This is a genomic window from Saltatorellus ferox (genome assembly GCA_007751475.1).
Lineage (GTDB): Bacteria > Planctomycetota > UBA1135 > UBA1135.
This window is the reverse complement of the sequence record CP036434.1, coordinates 3042875-3061646: the sequence shown is the minus strand read 5'-3', so window position 1 is coordinate 3061646 and position 18772 is coordinate 3042875. Positions and strand designations below refer to the sequence as shown.

The window sequence follows — 18772 nt, the reverse complement described above, 5'->3', positions numbered from 1 at the left end:
AATCAGCGATCACGGCAGATAGCGAGCCGCGGGCCCTGAGAGCCGCGTGGTCATCATCAGAGGAAGACGCTTCCAGGTCTCCTGGAGGATCTTGGTCTTCGGATTCGAGGGGTTCAGGGTCGGGAGCCCCGCGTCTTTCACGAGCCTGAAACAATAGTGAACATCCTTCGCCTCGAAGCCCTGGTGAACCTTGAAGGAGAATGGACCCGAGTCCTTGCGGCTGCGTCCGAAGTCGAAGACGCGAAAGCCAGCCTCGATCGCCCATTCCTGAAGCGCCATGTACATGAAGCAGCTCGCCTTGTAGCTCCGATCGACGCCATCGGCCGTGCCCGAGTAGTAGGCGAGGACCTGGTCGCGGAACAGGAACGACATGACGGCGGACAGTGGTTCGCCCGCGCGCTTGACCACATGAACCGTGGCGCGGTCCCCGAAGACGTCGAGAAGCCGCGTGAAGAAGCTGGCGGGCAGCGCCGGCGAGCCGAGGCTGCGCTTGTTCTGGTGAAAGAGCCGGATGAGATCCGCGACGAACCAGCGGCCCTCGAAGAGCGCGAGTTCGTGGCTCGTACGCGCCTTCCGGGCGTCCGCTCGCGCCTTCTTCGGCATGCCCTTCAGCACGTCCTCCGGAGTGGCGGGAAGGTCGCGAATGAACGTCGCGTGCAGATCCGCCTTCGGCAGATCCAGGCCTGGATCCTCCAGACAGCGTAGCTCCAGGCGCCCGACCTTCAGCTCCACCGCGTCCGCCTCAGCCGCACGATAGAGCGCGTGTTCGATGTGCTGGGACTCGCCCGCCGGTCCGCCGTAGACGCCGTACGCGGACGAGATGAGAGCCCGCCCGCCGCGCAGGCCCTTGCACGCGATGATGGGCAGAACGCCGACGACGCGGTCGCCCTCGAAGGCGATCCAGCTGCGATCCTCGTGACGGAACTCCTCGCAGACCGCTCGGGTCCAGCCGGTGAGATGGAAGAAGGTCGCGCGCGGGGAGCCTTCCACGAACGCATCCCAGGCCGCGTGGTCGGTCGCAGCGGAACGACGGACCGTCAGTTCTGACCCGTGGCCCGCGACCACCGTGGCGCCGCGCGAGTCGCTGGTCCGATGTTCCATGGTAGAGGCAGGGGAGGTGGTAGACGAGGTCAAGGCTTCGGTGGCAGGCGCGTCAGGGGGGGTCATTCGTAGATCCGCTCGATGCGGTACTCGCGGACGTTCTTGGCCTGGGTAAAGACGATGATCTCGCCTACCAGACCGAATCCGATGATCTGGGCACCAAGGACGCCGAGCAGCACGCCGATGAGGAAGAACGGACGCTGGAAGAGGCCGTAATCGCTGCTCGCGAAGGCCCAAAGGGCCAGCTGCGAACCGGAGAGGAGAAAGCCGAGGGCCAAGAACACTCCCCCGAGCGTTCCGAAGAACCGCAGCGGCTTGTGCGTGAACCGGGCCAGGAACATGAGGCCCAGAACGTCGAGGGCGCGGCGCAGGTAGAGGCCTGGCCCAAAGACGCCCACGTTGCCCCACTCGGACAGGTGGCGAACCTTGACCTCGTCGACGCGGAAGCCCTGGCGGTAGGCGACGGCCGGGAGGTACCGGTACATGTTCCCGTAGATCGTGACCTGCTCGAGCACCTCTCGGCGCATCACTCGCAGGGTGCTGTTGAGATCGTGGAACGTCGCGCCGACGACCTTGCGAACGACCCAGTTGAAGGCGAACGACTGGAGCTGATTGAGCTTCGAGTCCACGCGTGGCGTTCGCCAGGTGGCGACGAAGTCGGCCCCGTCGTCGATCGCCACGAAGAGCTTCGAGAGCTCCTGGGGGTCCACCTGGACGTAGGCTGGCGTCGTGAGGATCAGGCTCCCGCGCGCGTGCTCGAACGCACTCGAAAGGCACACGGTCTCTCCGAACTGCTTGTGCAAAGCGATCGTGCGGACCTGGTCGTGGGTCTTCGCCTGCAGCTCCGTGGCCCGGCGCCACAGGTCACCTTTGATTCCATCGAAGACGAGGATGCACTCCCAGGTGAACCCGAGAGCCTCCAGGCTTCCGCCGAGAGCGGAGAGCACGGACTCGATCTCGGCCTTGTGCGTTTGCACCGGGAACACAATGGTGATGTCCGGCGCAGGATCGAGGCGCTGCTCGCCGCCCATTTCGGAAGCGGGCACCGGCGTCGGTTGCGGGTTGCGGGTTTCCAGTTCGCTCATCACGTTGTCCGTCCCCCATTCGATGGCGCCGCCTTGCCCACCGGTGCTGGACCCGCCGAGAGCGCAGCCTTGCGAACGGAGAGGTGCCTGCTGCTCATGGGACGGTCGCTGCGCATGTTCAGCTTGACGACGAGCTCGGCGAGCAGGCCCAGAAGGATGAAGTAGACCCCGGCCATCGAGGTGAGCCCGAGCGTCACGATCATCGCCTGCGCCCAGCGCGTCGAGAACGACAGCGACTCCGGCCCGAGGAAACCGATCGCAAAGTACAGGATGGGAATGGCGACGAAGGGCAGCGAAAGCATCGTGAAGTAGGGCAGCGGCCCCTTCGCGAACGAACTCAGCATCTTCATCGTCAGAAGATCCAGGGCGACGCGTGCGGCTCGCCCGATACCGTACTTGCTGACACCGTGAATTCGAGGGCGGTGGTTGACCACCATCTCGGCGATGCGTGCGCCGCTGGCGAGGGAGAGGACCGGCAGGAAGCGATGCTGCTCCCCGTAGATGGCGAGGTTGGCGATCAGCTCGCGCCGAAAGGCCTTGAGCGTGCAGCCGGTGTCATGGACGGTGGCACCGGAGATCCGAGCGATCATCCGATTGGCAATCCGCGATGGCACCTTGCGGAGCATCAGGCCGTCCTGGCGGTTCTTGCGCCAGCCCACGACGATGTCGTAGCCCTCGCGGAGCTTGGCGACGAGCGCGGGGATGTCCTTGGGGTCGTTCTGGAGGTCGGCGTCGAGGGTGACGACGACGCGGCCGCGGCTATGCTCGAAGCCCGCGCTCATGGCCGGCGTCTGGCCAAAATTGCGCCTGAAGCGGACGATCCGCACGTGAGGATCCTCCTCCCGAAGCTGGAGGAGGACCTCGAAGGAGCGGTCCTTGCTGCGGTCGTCGACGTAGATCACCTCCCAGGAAACCCCCATACCCCCGACGTGCTCGGCGATCTCCGCGTGGAGGACGGGCAGATTCTCTTCCTCGTCGTAGACCGGGATCACCAGCGAGATCTCGACCTGCTCCGCTCGCCCGGATCCGCCCGCTGAGCCTGAGTCGTATCTCGAGCCAGAGGGCGGGGAGAAGCCGGACGATGGGCAGTCAGCCCATGAGCTGCCAGACGGTTGGCCGAAGACGGATTCCCTGCCTCGCGCCGCAGGAAACTCGCCTCGCGCTGCCTGCCCCCCGTCGATGGGGCCTCCAGGGTCTTCTGACTCGTGATCTGACATGGGCGCGACAGGGTAGCCGCCTTGGGACTGATTTCGGCTCGATCGGGCGCGGACTGAAGGCCCCTGGGGGCACTGTGATCGACTGGCCCCGGAAGTTGGGCACGAACTTAAGGATCGGAACGGGAAATTGACCCCCTCGGATTCCTAAACTCAGGTGGATGCACGGGGGGGAAAGAACAGGGGGCGGCGAAAGGCCTGTCGGTCATCGAGGGAAGGATGTCTCACGGCTCCACGAATCGAAGTCCTTGGGGCATGAGCTTCGACATCCGCGATACCTTGGGGGTGGAACGCAGCCGCCGGAATTCCGTCCGCCCGCGATCCCGTCGCACGGACCCGTAGGTTCCGTGGATTTATCCGCCATAGAGGCCATCTTGCGCTCACCCATCGATAGCCAGGGCAACAGCCCGACCCGCGCAGCGGGACTACGATCGATACTCGCCCGTGTGCGGCCTCCCGTGGCCTACACGGCGGTTGACCCCGCCTCTGGCCAGGATCCGAGAGGGCCCTTCGAGCAACCGCAAGGGAGTCCGTTCGGTGAGGAGGGCCGTCGCCGAGCCGAACGGTCCGACTCGGAAAAGTCTCCCGAAACCTCTGGCCTCGGCGCCCTGGCACTGGGAACTCCTCGAACGGCGCTCCTCGGGCAGATCGTCGCTGGGTCCAGAATGGCGGCCACAGAAGCCGCCCACGGGAAGTCCTTTTCATCGGGCCACCTTCCACCTGCCAGCCAGGAGGGCGACCCCATGTCATCGGCCCTTCCTGGCAAGAGTCACATGGTCTCCGTCCGCGCCTTCCAGCGGTTCAAGCGGCCCTCCTCCTTCGCTCCACGGACCGCCTTCCTCCAAAGTCCTGCCGTGGGAGCCAGGCCGCCGCGTGGAGGCTCGAGTCAGCCTGGAACGGCCCCTCCCTCCCATGGTCTGGACCTCCAGGACCCGAATCCCCAGGAGACCAGCGGCGATTTCAGCGTGCCCTTCGGGCAGAGCGGACTCCTGGATCAGGATCCGACTCAGCCGCTCCTGACCACCGAGGAGATCGACGCATTCTTCAGCCCCTCGCCCTTCCAGGTCGACGGTGGGGTGGGCACGGAGTCTGCGCCGGACGCCGCTGAGGCGGAAGTGGCCGGCCGCCCCGCCATCGACCAAACTCGGCCGACCTGGTTGAAGAGTCAGGTCGCTGACCTCGCGGACCTGGTTCAGGCGCTGGACCTCCAGGCCCGAGCCCATCACGCTCACGTGGGGCTAGAAGACGAACTCGCGCGGCTCCGACAGTTCACGAGGACGGTCGGATTCGTCGCCTCGCCGCCGCCGCGCGGAGAGCATATCTTCGACATGGCCACTCTGACGGAGGAAGCGCTGGGAGCCCTCGCTGGCAAGACGCCCAACGCACCGCGCATTCTTTTCCGCAAGCGTGGCGATCGAACGGAGGTCACCGCGGACAAGTCGCTCGTCGCGGCGGCGCTCGACGCCATACTCCAGACGGCGATCGCCTGTGCCGGCTCCGGAGACGTCGTTCGGATCACGGTGGAAGGCAGGCACGGCGAGCCCGTGGTGACGGACGTCGTGTTCCCCGCAGGGCCGCTGGCGGATCTGCATCCGGATGAGATCCTGGCGCCCTATGGCCTTCGGAAAATCCTTCCGGGGATCGGCCCGAACGCGCTCGCCGCGGCCGGGGCGATCGCCGTTGGACAGGGCGGCGACCTGGCCCTTCACCGCGACGAGGAGGGCGCCCTGACCTTCTCACTGGAGCTGGCAGAGAGCCCTCCTGGTCCGCAAGATCGCTGATTCGCGCCTCCTGGCGACGGATTTGGCGTCCCACGAAGGTCAAGGATCCCGTGCGTCACGTCGAAGTACGTGGACATGGCCGTCGACGGAAGAGGACAGAGTGCGGATGCGGGACTCGGACGCATCGCGCGGAACCTGGAAGAGCACTTCGATCCCGCGGAGGCTTCCATGCAGACGGAGGCGTCGAGCGGCGAGCCGTCATCGGAGATCGGGCCGGATCAGCCTTTTGCCCCGAGGCCTTACCCACGCCGAGAGGCGGGATCTTCCCCCCTGCGCGGCTGCCGAGTCCTCGTCATCGACGAGAACGTCCAGCGCGGTAGATCGTTCGCCGTTTGCCTGAGCGCACGCGCGGCCGCGAGTCGCCACCACAGCGGCGGCGACGGACTCGGCGCGCTGCTCGATGGGCGGGATACGTTCGACATCATCCTCGTCCCGGCGGCGCAGGTCGATGACGAGGACATCGAAGCACTCGGGGGCGTGCACGGGACACCCTCTATCGTTCTGATCGGCGACCCGGATCGCGCCGAAGCCCTCGACCTCCAGGCCGTCCCCGAATCCCCCACCGAGGGCGACCTCGCCATCGGTGTTGCGCGGGCCCTGGAGGCGCGCTCCCTCGAGCGCGAGAATCGCTCGCTCCGCGATCAGCTCGACGGTCGATTCTCCTTCGGCAACGTGGTGACGAGGGACCCGGCGCTTCGCTCCGTTCTCAACGTGCTCGAGTCGGTGGCGGATACGCGGGCAACCGTTCTGCTTCTCGGCGAAACCGGTACGGGCAAGTCGATGCTCGCTCGGACGCTTCACCACGCCTCCGACCGAAAGCACGGCCCGTACGTCGAGGTGAACTGCGGAGCCCTTCCCGCGGGACTTCTGGAAGCCGAGCTCTTCGGCCACGCCAAGGGGTCGTTCACGGGCGCCACCAGCGACCGTCCTGGCCGCTTCGAAGCCGCTGACGGCGGGACCATCTTCCTCGACGAGATCGACAGCGCGCCGCTCGACCTCCAGGTCAAGCTGCTCCGGGTGGTCCAGGATCGGGTCTTCGAACGCGTGGGCGAATCGAGGACTCGGTCGAGCGACGTCCGGATCGTGGCAGCCACCAACGCTGCCCTGGAAGCCCGCGTGGCCGACGGATCCTTCCGCGAGGACCTCTACTGGCGTCTCAAGGTCGTCGAGGTTCGCATCCCTCCCCTCCGGGATCGGCCGAGCGATCTCGCACCCCTGGCCGAGGCGTTCGTCGAGCGCTTCGCCAAGGAGTACGGCAAGGCGGTCCGTGGGCTGTCGCCGGCAGCCCTCGGTGTGCTCGCGCGAAGCCCCTGGCCTGGCAACGTCCGCCAGCTGGAGCACGCGCTCGAGAGGGCCGTGCTCCTCGCCAGTCAGCCGGACGGACCACGCGTGAGCATCACGCGGAAGCTGGGCGCGGGAGACCTCGAGGCCTTCGAGGCCGGTGCTCCCGGTCGCTCCGGAGCGCCCACCGACCCGGGGCAGCGAGGGAGCTTCGAGCCCGCGGGCACCGGCTCCACCGACCGTCCGCACCAGGGAGGAATCGCGCCCGATGCGCAGGTGACGCTCCAGCGGGGCCTTGACTGGCTCGAGCACCTGACCGGAGGAGCGCTCGCTCTCAAGGAGGCGCTCGAGGGCCCGGAGAAACTCCTCATCGAAGGGGCCCTGCGACGCCATCACGGACGCCGTGATCTCGCGGCCAGGGAACTGGAAATCAATCGTTCCACTCTGTTCAACAAGATGCGGAAGTACGATCTTCTGCACGTGGATTTCAGCGTGCCCGCTGGCTCGGGAGAGCCTCCTGTCATCCAGCCCGATGCGACGTCCTCTGCGGCGCCATCCGCGACGCCTTCGAGAGGCCAAGCCCAATGAAGTGGACCACAGCAACAGCCCTGTTCCTGGCGCTTGCCGCCGGCGGCGTGGGCGTCACGGCCGTTCTGAACCGCAAGCCCAAGACGCCGGACGAAGTTCTCACGGACATCCGACGGGAGATGGATGGCCCCGCCTTCGACCGGGACGCCGCCGTGAATCGACTCGCTGCTGCCCTCGAAGACGAGCGCGTGGAGCTCGATCCGAAGCTGGAAGCCAAGCTGCTGAGGATGCGCGCCGACATCTATCGGGAGCTGAAGATGTATGCCGAGTCGCGGGGGGACCTCGAGCGTCTGCGGAAGGAGAGTTCGGCCACCGAGGACGAGCCCGGAGAGCTCGGTCGGGAGACCGTCCAGCTGACGACTGACGAGAAGCTCCGAGAGCTCGATCCGGAGACCGTCCAGCCGATGACCCAGGACGAGCTCCAAGAGCTCGACCTGGAGATCGTCCAGCTGATGTCGGACGACGGAATGAAGATTGAGGCGCTCAGCCGCATCGCTTCCCTGGTGACCGAGGGGTCTGATTTCGGCGAGGCGTGGGCCCTACGCGGCCAGCTCGAGCTGGATCTGGGCACCGAGCTTCTCCGGAGGGCCTACAGGACGGCTGAGGCCAGCCTCGCGAGCAGCGATCTACCTGCCGTTCGAGAGACGATCACGGAACTGGCCTCGCGCGCGGCCGATGACCCACGCAAGGACGTCCTGATCAACCGGCTCAGCAGAGCTTTCTATGGTGGCAGCGACGCAGCGACGGGCACGGTCATCACCCAGATCACGGAACCTCGACTGCGCTTTCAGCGCGCACGGAACGACTTCGCGAACGCGCTGGAGTTCATCGTCGAACCCTCGATCCTGGTGGCCTTCGGGAACCTCCTGGAGCGGGCGGGGCAGATCGAACTCTCGATCCGTCTTCATCGTGCCGCGCGCAACATCCCCGCGGTAGCCAACGATCCCGATGCCTTCGCGGCGTTCCTCGGCCAGCTGATGAAGTCCAATCGGATCCCGGAGGGAGTCCGCGTCCTTCAGGAGTGGGACTATACGAACGGTGGATCCCTGGAGTTCTATCGATCGGCAGGTGAGGTCTTCTACCGGGCCGAGGAGTATGCGGCGCTCCAGAAAGTCGCCGCCGGGCTCGACAACTACGGGGCAGATATCGGGGCAGCCTGGAGGTTCTTCTTCCTGTCCGTCCCGCGCATCGTGAATGCGAAGCTCAACGCGGCTCAACCCATCAAGGATCCTGAACTGATCAAGAAACGTCGCGAGTCGATAGAACAGGCGATCGGCTGGCTGAAGGAGTTCGCCAACGACGACGACGCACTGGAGCCCTTCCTCGGCGCGCGCAGGGAAGCGTGGTTCTGGATCTCCCAGGCGCATGCATTGCAGGGTGATGCCCCGGCCGAGCTGACGTCCCTCACCACCGCGCTGGAACTGACGAGCACCCCCTCGAGCGACGACTGGGTCCGCGTCGCTGAACTCCAGAAGGTGGTCGGCCCGACGGTCGAGTGGAGAAAAGTGGAAGAGGCTCTGTCAGAGGCGATGAACATCGACCCCTCGCGTACTGCGGAGCTCGCTCCGGACTGGTACCAAGCCGGCAAGAAGCAGCTGGAACGGTACAACGAAAGCCTCGAGGACCTGATCGGACAGGTCTCGCGAAGCGGCTTCAGCGCGCTGAATCCGGACGTGGTCGGCCCCGCCGTCTGGACCCAGATCGCGGGGCACCAGCTGGCCATCGGAGACCACTATGGCGCGAGCCGCGCGGCCATGGCCGCGCGGGAGAAGTACCGCCACCTCGTCCCGCCACTGGATATCATCATTCGAGCGAAGCTGGCCAATTCACGGACCCGCGCGCCCAAGGATGACATCATCGAGCGCATCGAGGCGGCGGGTATCGACGACCAGGTCGAAGCGTTCATGTCGCAGCTGGACGGGGGGCGCCTCGACGGAGAAGAGCTCGTCCGCGCCATCCGCGCTGCCCCGCTACGCTTCGGCAAGCCTGCTGTCGCGCGCTACTACCTGACGCTGGACGACCCTGCCCGTGCGGGCGAGGCCCTCGTGGACGTCAAGGACGCCACGGCGCCGCCGGAGCTGCGGCTGCTTCGGGCGCGGCTGCTGGTAGAAGGCGACCGATTCGAGGTGGCTCTTGAGGAACTCAAGGGTCTCGAGCGCGATCCCAACCTTCGGACCGACGCGTTGCTGCTCAAGCTCGAGGCTTCGATCGGTGCGGGCATGATCCGTGCACTCGATCCCATCGCCGCCCAGTTCCGCGCTCTGAAAGGGACGACCCCTAAGGAGCGGAAAGATGTTCTCGAGAGCCAGCTGGAAGCCATCGATCAGCTCTCGATGTGCGGGCGCGCCGATCTGGCCCTCGCCAACCTGGAGCCACTCGACCAGCAAGCCGGCTCCCGGACCAAGGAGTTCTATCGTCGCAGGCTCTTGGTAGACGCACTGACGATTCGCGATCGGGGTGCGGTTCCGGTGCAAGAGTCGATCCTCCGAGCCGAGCCGTACCTCCGGGACGGCACTCCGGATATCACGGCCATCGTCCTGGCGGTCGCAGGACGGAACTGGACCGAGCTTCCCGGCCTCGTCGACCGACTGCTGGAATCGGACTTCAAGCCGACCGCCAAACAAGAAGCCGCTCTGGAGCTACTGGGCGAGAGGCTCCAGAGTGGGACCCGAGCCGCCGATGACGGGCTGCGTAGCCTCCCCAGGGATCCGGAGTGGGCTTTCCTTTCGTGCGCGGCCGCCAGTCTGGTCGACGCCCGTATCGAGTTGCCCGAGTGGTACGGGCCGCAGGCGGGCCGCGACGCGGCCAAGTTGCTCCGCGGGACGGCCGATCGTCAGCCCCAGGATCCGAGGGACGCGCTGGTCCTGTACTTCCTGTCGAGTGTGCCCGAGTGGAGCCCTTGGGTGGTTCCCAGGATCGGTGAGATGGTCCGGCAATCGGGCAGTTCGCTCTGGACCCTGTGGCTACGTGCCAGGGTCTTCCATGCATTGGGTGACCGACTTGCCGAAGCCAAGACGATCATGCGCTTGACCGAGGACTTTCCACGCTTCGGCCCCGGACACGATGCGGCGGTTCGTCTCTTCGAAGAGCAGCATCCGAGCGAGCCATTGCATCCCCAGATCGTTCGCGCACGTCGAATCCGACTCCAGAGCCTCGGCGAGGAACTGATCGCCAACCCGATCGAAATCCATCTCGCCAAGGCAGGCGAACTCGCTCGGCTCGGCAAGAACACGGAGGCCATCCAGGAGCTGGAGCCCGCCATCCGCGCCGGCGAGATCGGAGTCACGGAGGGCCGCCTGATCCTCGGGATCTTGATGATCCGATCGCAGCAGTATTCCCTGGCTGCCCAGCAGCTCGATCGAGCCCTCCAGCAAGATCCTGGTGTCTTCAAGGAAACGGTCATCGACGCTCTCCTGTTCGCGCTAGAGGAGTCGATCAAGCGTGCCCGCAATCCAGAGGGAGCGCCCCAGCGGGGGCAGCTGAGCGAACAGGCTGCGCTGGCGATGCTGAAGAGCCTCTCGGAGCGCTACCCACTGGACCCCATGGTCACGCTCGCCGAACTGAAGCTGGAGACGCCCGAGGTGGAAAGCGACCGGGGAATTCGAGCGCAGCGGGCGCTCGATCGCCTCTTCCTCAATTCGGGCCGTAAGCCGCTGGATCAACTTCGCAGGGGCTGCACGAGGCGCTGGATCGACTACCTGGCACCCCACGCTCCCGAGGTGGCCCAGAAGATCCTCCAGCGCGACCTCGTTCTCGAGCCGGGAAACCTCGACCTTTGGCAGCTCTCCGGCGACATCGCGGAGCTTCAGAAGGACTACCCGGCCGCTCGCTCGTACTACGCGACGCTGATGGCGATCGATCCGCGTCCCAAGACGGCGCTTGCTCTGGCGGGCATCATGATCGAGGAAGGCTCCGACATCGCGACCGCCAGAAAGATCTTGAGCGACGCAAGCGCCGAGCTGGCTGGCTCGTCATCGAGGCCTATTTACCTGCAGACCGTCGCCGACCTGCGGGATCCGTTTCTGGACCGCCCGGGGATGGGGAGGCCGAAGCTCGCCGAGATCGTTCCACGACTCCGGGGCATGTGGGAGGCGCGCCAGCGCATTCGGAAGGACGTGGAACCGGTGGACCTCGGCCTCCTGTTTGCAGACGCGCTCTTCCGCCAGCTCTCGGCGATCGACCGGGCTGGAGTCCTCGCTGCGAATTATGAACGCAACCAGGACAAGAAGAATAAGGATCTGCCGGACGCGACCAAGCCCTCGCCGGAGCAACTCCTCGAAGAGCAACAGCAGCGCACGAGGGACCGGGAGGAACGATCGCAAACCTATGCCGCCGCGCTGTCCTCGCTCCAGCGACTGCTTCCGGAACTGGAAAAGGTCGTGGAACTCGATCAGGACGCCATCTATTCCAAGGACGTCGTGCAGGCCATGCATGGTCTCGTCAAGCGGATCGCCGAGCTACGCCGGAGCGAGTCTCTCCTCGAGCAGGATCCGCCGGACTCCAGCGGCTCATGAGGGCGGTGCGGAGGGAATCTCCGCGCCCTCGATCACTTCCCGCATCGTTCCGAACTTCCACGTGGCGAGGAGCCGGTCAAGGCGGTCGAGGCTCCTCGAGAGTCCCACGTAGTGCCGGAACTTCTTGAGTGCCGGCGCGTCGATGCGCGGCTGGCCGGGATCGAACTCCCAGGGGTGCAGGTAGAGCGCCACCGGGCGCCCCATCTTCGTGACGCGGGAGAGTGCCGCCCGATGAACGGCGCCCGGCATCAGTCGGAAGTAGCCCCCGCCGCCGATCGGAAGGTTCTTCGATCCCACGGGCAGCGTCGTCACGGGGAACTCGATGATCGATCCTTTCTCCGTGTGCACGATCGAAATCGCGGGATCGAAGTCCGGCACGCCGTAGGTCGGGTGACGCACCGGGTGGACGCTGGAGTCGTACAGGTACCCGCGCTCCACCAGAACGTCGAACGCCCACCAGGTCTTCCTCGTGAGCGTGAAGGTCGAGGCCCGGAAGCCAACGGGGCGCGGAACGCCCGCCGCCATGATCGCTTCCTCCGTCAGCGCCAGATGTTCGTTGAAGCCCCTGGGCCCATCGAGGTCCCACAGGAACTCGTGCTCCCAACCATGGCTCGCGATCTCGTGACCCGCGTCGTAGCAACGCTTGACGAGGTCCGGGCGTCGCTTGGCGATCCACCCCAGGAAGAACATGGTCGCGCGAGCACCCCGCCTCTCCAGGAGTTCCAGGAGCGCGTCCATCCCGACATCGAGCCGCGAGGGGACCTCGTCCCAGCGGTCCTTCGGAAAGGCGTGCGTGAGATTCGCCACCTGAAAGAACTCCTCCACGTCAAAGGAGATGCTGTGCTTGCGCGGCGCTTCCCCCTCGCCGGACCGAAGTGGGGCCCGGGATTCCGAGGCGTCAGATTCTTGTGCGGTGGTCATGGGCTTTCGGACGTGGAGCCAGAGGAGGCGGCCTTCAGGATGCGCTCGAGCGCATCGAGGCTCGAGCGCCAGGTGAGGTGTTCGATGGAAGCCCGCAGCTCGTCGGCCGTGGGCGGTGATTGAAGGATGTCGGCGAGCATCGCGCCGATCACGGCGGCTTCGCGCGTTCGAGCCAGCATGCGCTCGGACGTGACGACCTCTCCCGTGCCGCCGGCGTCGGTGGCCACGACGGGGCAGCCCGTGCTGAGCGCCTCGAGGACGACGTTCGGGCGCCCCTCCCGCGAGCTGGTCAGGAGCATCGCGTCCGCCGCGCGGTACCAGTCGACGAGCTCTGCCGGGGGCCGTTCCCCCAGGAGGATCACTCGATCGCCCAGCCCGATGGCACCTGCGTGGGCACGCACGTCCTCCATGAGCGGACCGCGGCCGACGAAGACGAGGCGCGCATCGGGAACGCCCGCCGCACGGAAGGCTTCCAGGGAGAGGATCGGGTCCTTCCTCGGGATCAGGTGCCCGACCACGAGCACCATTCTGTCCCCCGGCGGCTGGCCGACCCTTCGCCTGGCGTCGTCCCGTGAACCGGGGGCGAAGTGATCCGTATCGACACCGTTGGGGGTCAGTGTCGCAGCGTCTGCGCTCCCTCCGAGATCGATCATCGCGTCGAGGAGGTCCTGGCTGACTGCCGTGATCGCCTTTGCCGCGCGAAGCCCGCGGCTGAGCTCTGCCCTCAAGGAAGCGATCTCGGCCACCTGCAAGACGTCGCTACCACGGCCGTTGATGACCACCGGAACGCCGGCGGCCGCCAGCGCTGGCGCTGCGGCCGCCCCCGGCCATGCGTAGTCGATCACGCACACGTCCGGGCGCGGTGCCTCGGAGCGGAGCACTTGCTCGACGCCGACGAGGGCGAAGCGAGCGGCGTTTCCCACCGACCGCGAAGGCACGTGAAGGTAGCGCGGTCGGACGATCTCCAGCCCCGAGCGGCTCTCGACGCGCGGAGTCCGAGCCATGCGAGCGTGGTGCTCGGGCAGCCAGCGCTGAAGCGCGCGCGGCGCCCACGGCAACGGCACCACGACGTCGACCTCGTGCCCGCGTCGAGCGAGGCCCTCCCACTTCCTCGCCGCAAAGATCCCCTCGAAGGGGGTCTCCGGCGACGGATAGAGGCTCGTGAGGACGCGGACTCGCATGGGCGATCAGGCCGAGATCCGAGCGACCGCGTGCCGGCGGCGCCAGTGCTCGAGCACGAGCAGGCTCCAGAGAAGACGGTCGTGGTTCACGCGGCCGGTCATGTGGGCCTCGAAGAGAGCCTTCAGCTTCGGCTTGTCGAACCAGTCCGAAGGGAGCGAGTCGATGGCCTCGCGGGCAGACTCCTTGAGGGGGCCGCGCAGCCACGACTCGAGCGGCGTGTCGAAGCCACGCTTCTTGCCGTCGAGGACCTCGGCGGAGAGCCGCGGGCGAAGCGCCTCGCGAAGCGCGTGCTTCCCGCGCGCCCCGTGGACCTTTTGATCGCGCGGAAGGTGCGCAAAGGTCTCGACGAAGCGGTGATCGAGGAGAGGAACTCGAACCTCCAGTGCCACCGCCATCGACGCTCGGTCCACCTTCGCCAGGATGCGGTCGGGCAACCAGGTGTGGAAGTCGGCGTACTGGGCTCGGAAGAGCGGGCAGTCGATCTTCGGACGCTCGTAGTGGGCCGCAAAGGCATCGAAGGGATCGTGCTCGGTGAGCGCGGCCCGCAGATCCGGATTCAGGAGATCCACGGCAGCCCCCCGCGTCATGTGCGCCACGCTGTGCCAGTAGGCCCGCGCGGGGTCCTCGCCCACGTTGCTGAGGAAGCTCTTCGCGCGAAAGACCCTCGGCGCCCAGTCGAGCTTCGGGTACACGGAGCCCACGGCGCGGCTCAGGCTCCGGCCTGGCGCCCCCACCATCGAACGTACGCGGTTCTCGGCCACGTCGTGGACGTAGCGGCGATAGCCCGCAAAGGTCTCGTCGCCCCCGTCGCCGGAGAGGGCCACGGTGACGTGCTGGCGAGCGACGCGGCTGACCAGCCAGGTCGGCACCGTCGAGGGGTCCGCCAAAGGCTCGTCGAAGAACCAGGGAAGCTCCTCGATGGCCGCCTTGGGATCCGGCTCCAGGATCTCGGTGTGATGGATCGCGCCCAGGCTCTTCGCTGTCTTCTCGGCGATGCTCAGCTCGTCGTGGGTCTTCTCCTGGAAGCCGACCGTGCAAAGCTCGGGCGGTGCATCGAGCTCCTTGGCCATCGAGTGCGCGACGGCCGTGGAGTCGATCCCGCCGGACAGGAACGCGCCGAGCGGCACTTCGGCGACCAGCCGGTCCCGCACGCAGCGGTCCATGAGATCGACGATCTCATCGGGTTCGGGCGCGCCGCGGAGTTCGTCCGTCGGAAGGTCCCAGTAGCGCTGGATGCGAACGCCGTCCTTGCTGCTCCAGGTCAGAATGCTCGCGGGAGGGAGGCGATGGATACCGGTCCATGCGCTCTCCTCGCCGCCGCAATACCCCTGGACGAGGTAGTCGAGGAGCGCCTCGCGACGCATTTCGCGCTCGACCATGCCCGAGGCGAGGATCGTCTTCACCTCGCTGCCGAAGACGATTCCCTCGGCTGTTTCGGCCCAGTAGAGAGGCTTGATCCCGAGCCTGTCGCGGCCCAGAACGACGCGCGGGTTGTTCTCGTCGCGCCAGTCCGCGATCGCGAAGCCGTACATCCCGATCAGGGCCTTCGGAACCTTGGCCGAGAGCCGCACCGCCTCGTCAGGGCCGATGCCCTTCGGAACGAGTTCTGCATAGAGGTGCAGGATCGTCTCGATGTCCGAGCCAGTGGCGAATCGTGCGCCCCTCCCCTGGAGTTCGGACCGCAGCTCTCGGAAGTTGTAGATCTCCCCGTTGCCGACGACCGCCAGTCGCTGATCGATCCCCTCGATGGGCTGGTGCCCACCCGCGAGATCGATGATCGAAAGTCGACGGAAGCCCAGCGCGATGGGCGATCGAAGGAGAAGCCCTTCATCATCTGGACCGCGATGGATGATCGTGTCACACATCGCCTGGAGCTGAGCCTGATGCTCGTCGGTGACGCCGCCGTGGAGGGCGAAGCCCGTGAATCCGCACATGGTGTTCTGGGAAGTCGGAGGCCGTGTCGACGTCAGGCGTCTCGCTCGGAGGCGCGGAATGCGTTGCTGGCACCGCCGCCCTGACTGCGTGCGGTCCGGTAGCTGACGGGGGCGAGATCGGTGCTACGGAATCCTCGACCCACGCCGAGGGGACGCTTGAACCCGATGCCCTCGAATCGGCTGAGGTGGCCCCCGATTCCGCGGCGGGCCTCCCCCGCGGACGAGAGAGGGTTCTCCATCTCCTTTCGAGCCACCTTCTCGAAGACCATCACCATCGCGAAGTAGTGGTAGATGAGGTCGAAGTGCGCCCGGTTGAGGAACGCGGACCCCAGCATGAAGGTCAAGAAAGCCCCTTCGAAGGCCGTGCAATAGGAGAGGATCCAGCTTCGATCGTAGACCCGAAGCGCCTCTCTTCGGACTCGCTGGACGGCGATCACGGACAGCGTCAGGAGCAGCATGTAGGAGAGAAAGACCGGCGTACCGGCCTCCGACCAGATCTGCAGGTAGGCATTGTGCGCGACGCGCGTTCCCTCCTGCCGCTCGTGGACCCGGTCCCCGTAGTTCAGGTAGTTCGCCTGGAACCGGTTGAATCCGACGCCGAAGAACGGCTGGTCCTGGATCATCCGACCCGCGACCTTCCACGCGCGGATCCGGCCCATGGCGGAACCGTCCTCCTCGACATTCTGCAGGGTCTGGAGCCGCTCGAACATGTCGGCAGGCAAGGCCATGATGCCGACCAGTCCGGCAAACCCCATCAGCATGATCCCCGCGATTCGGTTCTTCGACCGCCAGACCAGGATGAACGTGGCGAGGCCCGCCGAAAGGAACCCGCCGCGCGACCGCGTGGCGAACACGCTGAGGTAGGTGAACGGCACGCAGAACCTGAGCCACTTGCGGTAGTAGAGGTTCGTCTCCGACGTCGCCAGCCCCACCAGGACGGGAATGGACATGGCGAGCGCGAGCGCGAAGTCGTTGTTGTCCTCCAGCATCCCGCCAGGGCCCCGGATGATGTGCAGGCTACCGCCCGAGAGAATCGCGGCAGCCCCGTTCTTCAGGCCGAAGAAGGCGAAGGATCCTCCCACGATCCACATCAGCGCGCGCAGGTGCTCGCGCCTCTGGATGACCATCGTGGTGAAGATCGCGACCCAGATGATCTTCGCGTACTCGACGAAGTTGGCCGACTGGAACGCCTTCACGCCGACCTCCTCGAACAGGCCGATGAACATCCAGACCGGCATGAAGATCAGCAAGGCCGTCCGGAACGTCCAGATGGGCTTGGACTTCTCCTCGGCGAAGATCCAGCCCGCAAGCATCGCAAGGGCGACGTAGAGCGACCAGCGCTGGTCGCGCGCGAACCCCCACGTCAGGTCCTGGATCCGCATGTACGCCAGGAGTGAGAACGTCAGCATCCCCGCCGCCGGTCTCTTGAAAGAGACCGGCAGTGCGCCGAGCACGAAGAGAGCGACGAGGAGATCGCGCATGGGATCCCGGGGAGCGCCCCGGACCACCGGCGAGATCCGGCGGTCACGGGAGAGGCCCCTACTTCAAGGCTTCCTGGAGGTTCTCGATGGCTCGGCGCAGGGGCTCTGTGAGCGATTCCGACTCGTTCGCGAAAGCCCAGGTCACGTAACCCACCGAGAGGACGAAGAGAAGAGAGCCGCCGCCGAGCACGCTTCGGAGCAGGAAAGCCCTCGCTCGCTCGCGGCGCGTACGGATCGAATTGATCGTGCCCAGGACAGGATGGGTCATCACCCGGTTGAGTTCCCGTGCGGACCGGAAACAGCTCTTGCTGTATTCCTTCAGGATCGCCAGACCGAAGCCGAGGGCCAGCCCGAAGAAGATGGATCCGAACGCGATGACCCAGGCATTAGGGGACGTTGGCTTGGTAGGCGGCGTCGGCTCCTCGAGGATCTCGAAGGGGTTACCCTCCGGGCTGCCGAGCTTTTGAACCCGAATGTCGAGGTTGTTGCTCTGCTTGCGAAGCTCCCCGATCTCGGCGCTGAGCGTCTCCTCCATGCGTTCGAATACCCTGGCCTGCATGATCGCGCCCTGGAGCTCCTCGTTCTGTCGATCGAGCTCCGCCAGCCGTTCGATCGCTCCCTTGAGCTGACGCGCCCACTGCTCCCGCTGGAAGACGGCCTTGTCGATGAGCTTGCGAAGCTCCGTCCGCTCCTCGTTGACCACGAAGTCCGTCGACTCGAATTGAACCTTAGCCGTCTGACTGATCTCCAGCTTGGAGTCTCGGAGCGTTTCGATGCGGGTCTGGATCAGCTGGTAGTTCGAGTGGCTCGGTGACCAGCCGTTCTTCCGAATCTCGTCCTCGAGGCTGAGGATCTGGTCATTGATGTCCTCGATCTTCCGGTCCACGTTCCCGCCTGGGGCTGCTGCGACCGATGCCTTCTGGTCCGGCATGCTCGCCCACTCTTCCAGATCGCGCTCGATCTTCAGGTCGATCTCCTCGATCTTCTCCTCGAGCTCCACCACCTGACGCTGAGTCCGCTCTTGATCCTCGAAGGAGGCCGGGAGCGAGCGATTCTTCAGGAGTTCCGTTTCGGAAGGAGGTGGGATCCCGTGCTCGGTCCTGAGCACCGTCAGATCCTCCACGACCTGAGCCCGCGCCTTGACGAGGTCGTTCAGCTTCTCGCGGGTTTCTGCGAGTTCCGTCTGCTCCCGCGCCAGGTGACGCTGGAGAACCTCGGTGGTCCAGCTTTCCCGAAGGTTCGTGATGAACTGGAGAGCCAGGTCCTTGTCGGTACTCTGGAACGTGATCTCAACCAGCTGCTGGTTCGCGTCGCGCGCCATCGTCGGCGTCGAGACCCGGAGGTCCTTCAGGAGGTCATCCCTGTACTCCCGCTTCTCGGTGTCGGTCATCCCGACGTAGCGGGCCACACGCATGGTGTTGAGCACCGTGTGAAGTCGAGCTGGCGACGTGATATTGATCTTGGCGACCGCGCCCTCGGTGGCCGACGCGTTTTGCACCGGCCCTGTCTGCTCGTCGCCGTCTCGCACCATGACGGAGGTCGAGACCACGTACTTCTTCGGGACCACGACGGCAAAGAACGTCCCGAGTGAACCGAGAACCACGACCGGAAGGATGATCCACCAGATACGGCGGCGCAGGATCCGGAGGAACTCGTCCACCTGCCCTGCGGCTTCGACTTCGACTGCCAT

At 65.9% G+C, this 18772-nt stretch carries 11 protein-coding genes; 3 read left to right on the top strand and 8 right to left on the bottom strand.

The window, feature by feature from the left end:
* Positions 1-9: 9 nt before the first annotated feature.
* The 3 genes from Poly30_RS10885 to Poly30_RS10875 form a co-directional block, all read right to left on the bottom strand.
* The gene (locus Poly30_RS10885) at positions 10-1101 is read right to left on the bottom strand and encodes a FemAB family XrtA/PEP-CTERM system-associated protein (RefSeq protein WP_419191244.1); all 1092 of its coding nucleotides are present in this window, start codon (positions 1099-1101) and stop codon (positions 10-12) included.
* A 62-nt stretch (positions 1102-1163) separates the two neighbouring features.
* On the bottom strand, positions 1164-2186 hold the full coding sequence (locus Poly30_RS10880; RefSeq protein ID WP_145197130.1) for a glycosyltransferase: 1023 nt from the start codon (positions 2184-2186) through the stop codon (positions 1164-1166).
* Positions 2186-3178: a glycosyltransferase family 2 protein gene (locus tag Poly30_RS10875; RefSeq protein WP_419191243.1), complete on the bottom strand. Its 993-nt coding sequence runs from the start codon at positions 3176-3178 to the stop codon at positions 2186-2188. The genes Poly30_RS10880 and Poly30_RS10875 overlap by 1 nt, the downstream gene beginning before the upstream one ends.
* A gap of 965 nt (positions 3179-4143) precedes the next feature.
* On the opposite strand from Poly30_RS10875, the gene Poly30_RS10870 reads away from it, so the two are divergent.
* From Poly30_RS10870 to Poly30_RS10860, 3 genes are all read left to right on the top strand, one after another.
* Positions 4144-5181 (top strand): hypothetical protein, encoded by a 1038-nt coding sequence (locus Poly30_RS10870; RefSeq protein WP_145197126.1) that lies wholly within the window; start codon positions 4144-4146, stop codon positions 5179-5181.
* Between the two features lie 75 nt (positions 5182-5256).
* Positions 5257-7050, top strand: a complete 1794-nt coding sequence (locus tag Poly30_RS10865; protein ID WP_145197124.1) for a sigma-54 interaction domain-containing protein — start codon at positions 5257-5259, stop codon at positions 7048-7050.
* On the top strand, positions 7047-11564 hold the full coding sequence (locus Poly30_RS10860) for a tetratricopeptide repeat protein (protein ID WP_145197122.1): 4518 nt from the start codon (positions 7047-7049) through the stop codon (positions 11562-11564). Before Poly30_RS10865 ends, Poly30_RS10860 begins: the two co-directional genes overlap by 4 nt.
* On the opposite strand, the gene Poly30_RS10855 is transcribed toward Poly30_RS10860, so the two are convergent.
* Genes Poly30_RS10855 through Poly30_RS10835 form a run of 5 tightly spaced genes read right to left on the bottom strand, consistent with a single transcriptional unit; the run spans position 11559 to position 18772 of the window.
* Positions 11559-12485 (bottom strand): XrtA system polysaccharide deacetylase, encoded by a 927-nt coding sequence (locus tag Poly30_RS10855; protein WP_145197120.1) that lies wholly within the window; start codon positions 12483-12485, stop codon positions 11559-11561. The genes Poly30_RS10860 and Poly30_RS10855 overlap by 6 nt on opposite strands.
* Positions 12482-13666: a glycosyltransferase gene (locus Poly30_RS10850; RefSeq protein WP_145197118.1), complete on the bottom strand. Its 1185-nt coding sequence runs from the start codon at positions 13664-13666 to the stop codon at positions 12482-12484. Before Poly30_RS10850 ends, Poly30_RS10855 begins: the two co-directional genes overlap by 4 nt.
* 6 nt (positions 13667-13672) lie before the next feature.
* Complete coding sequence (gene asnB / locus Poly30_RS10845; RefSeq protein WP_145197116.1) at positions 13673-15601, bottom strand: asparagine synthase (glutamine-hydrolyzing); 1929 nt, start codon at positions 15599-15601, stop codon at positions 13673-13675.
* A gap of 32 nt (positions 15602-15633) precedes the next feature.
* Positions 15634-17082 carry a putative O-glycosylation ligase, exosortase A system-associated gene (locus Poly30_RS10840; RefSeq protein WP_145197114.1) on the bottom strand — a complete coding sequence of 483 codons (1449 nt, stop codon included), beginning with the start codon at positions 17080-17082 and terminating at the stop codon, positions 15634-15636.
* A gap of 58 nt (positions 17083-17140) precedes the next feature.
* Entirely contained in the window at positions 17141-18772 is a 1632-nt protein-coding gene (locus tag Poly30_RS10835; RefSeq protein WP_145197111.1) for a Wzz/FepE/Etk N-terminal domain-containing protein, read from the bottom strand.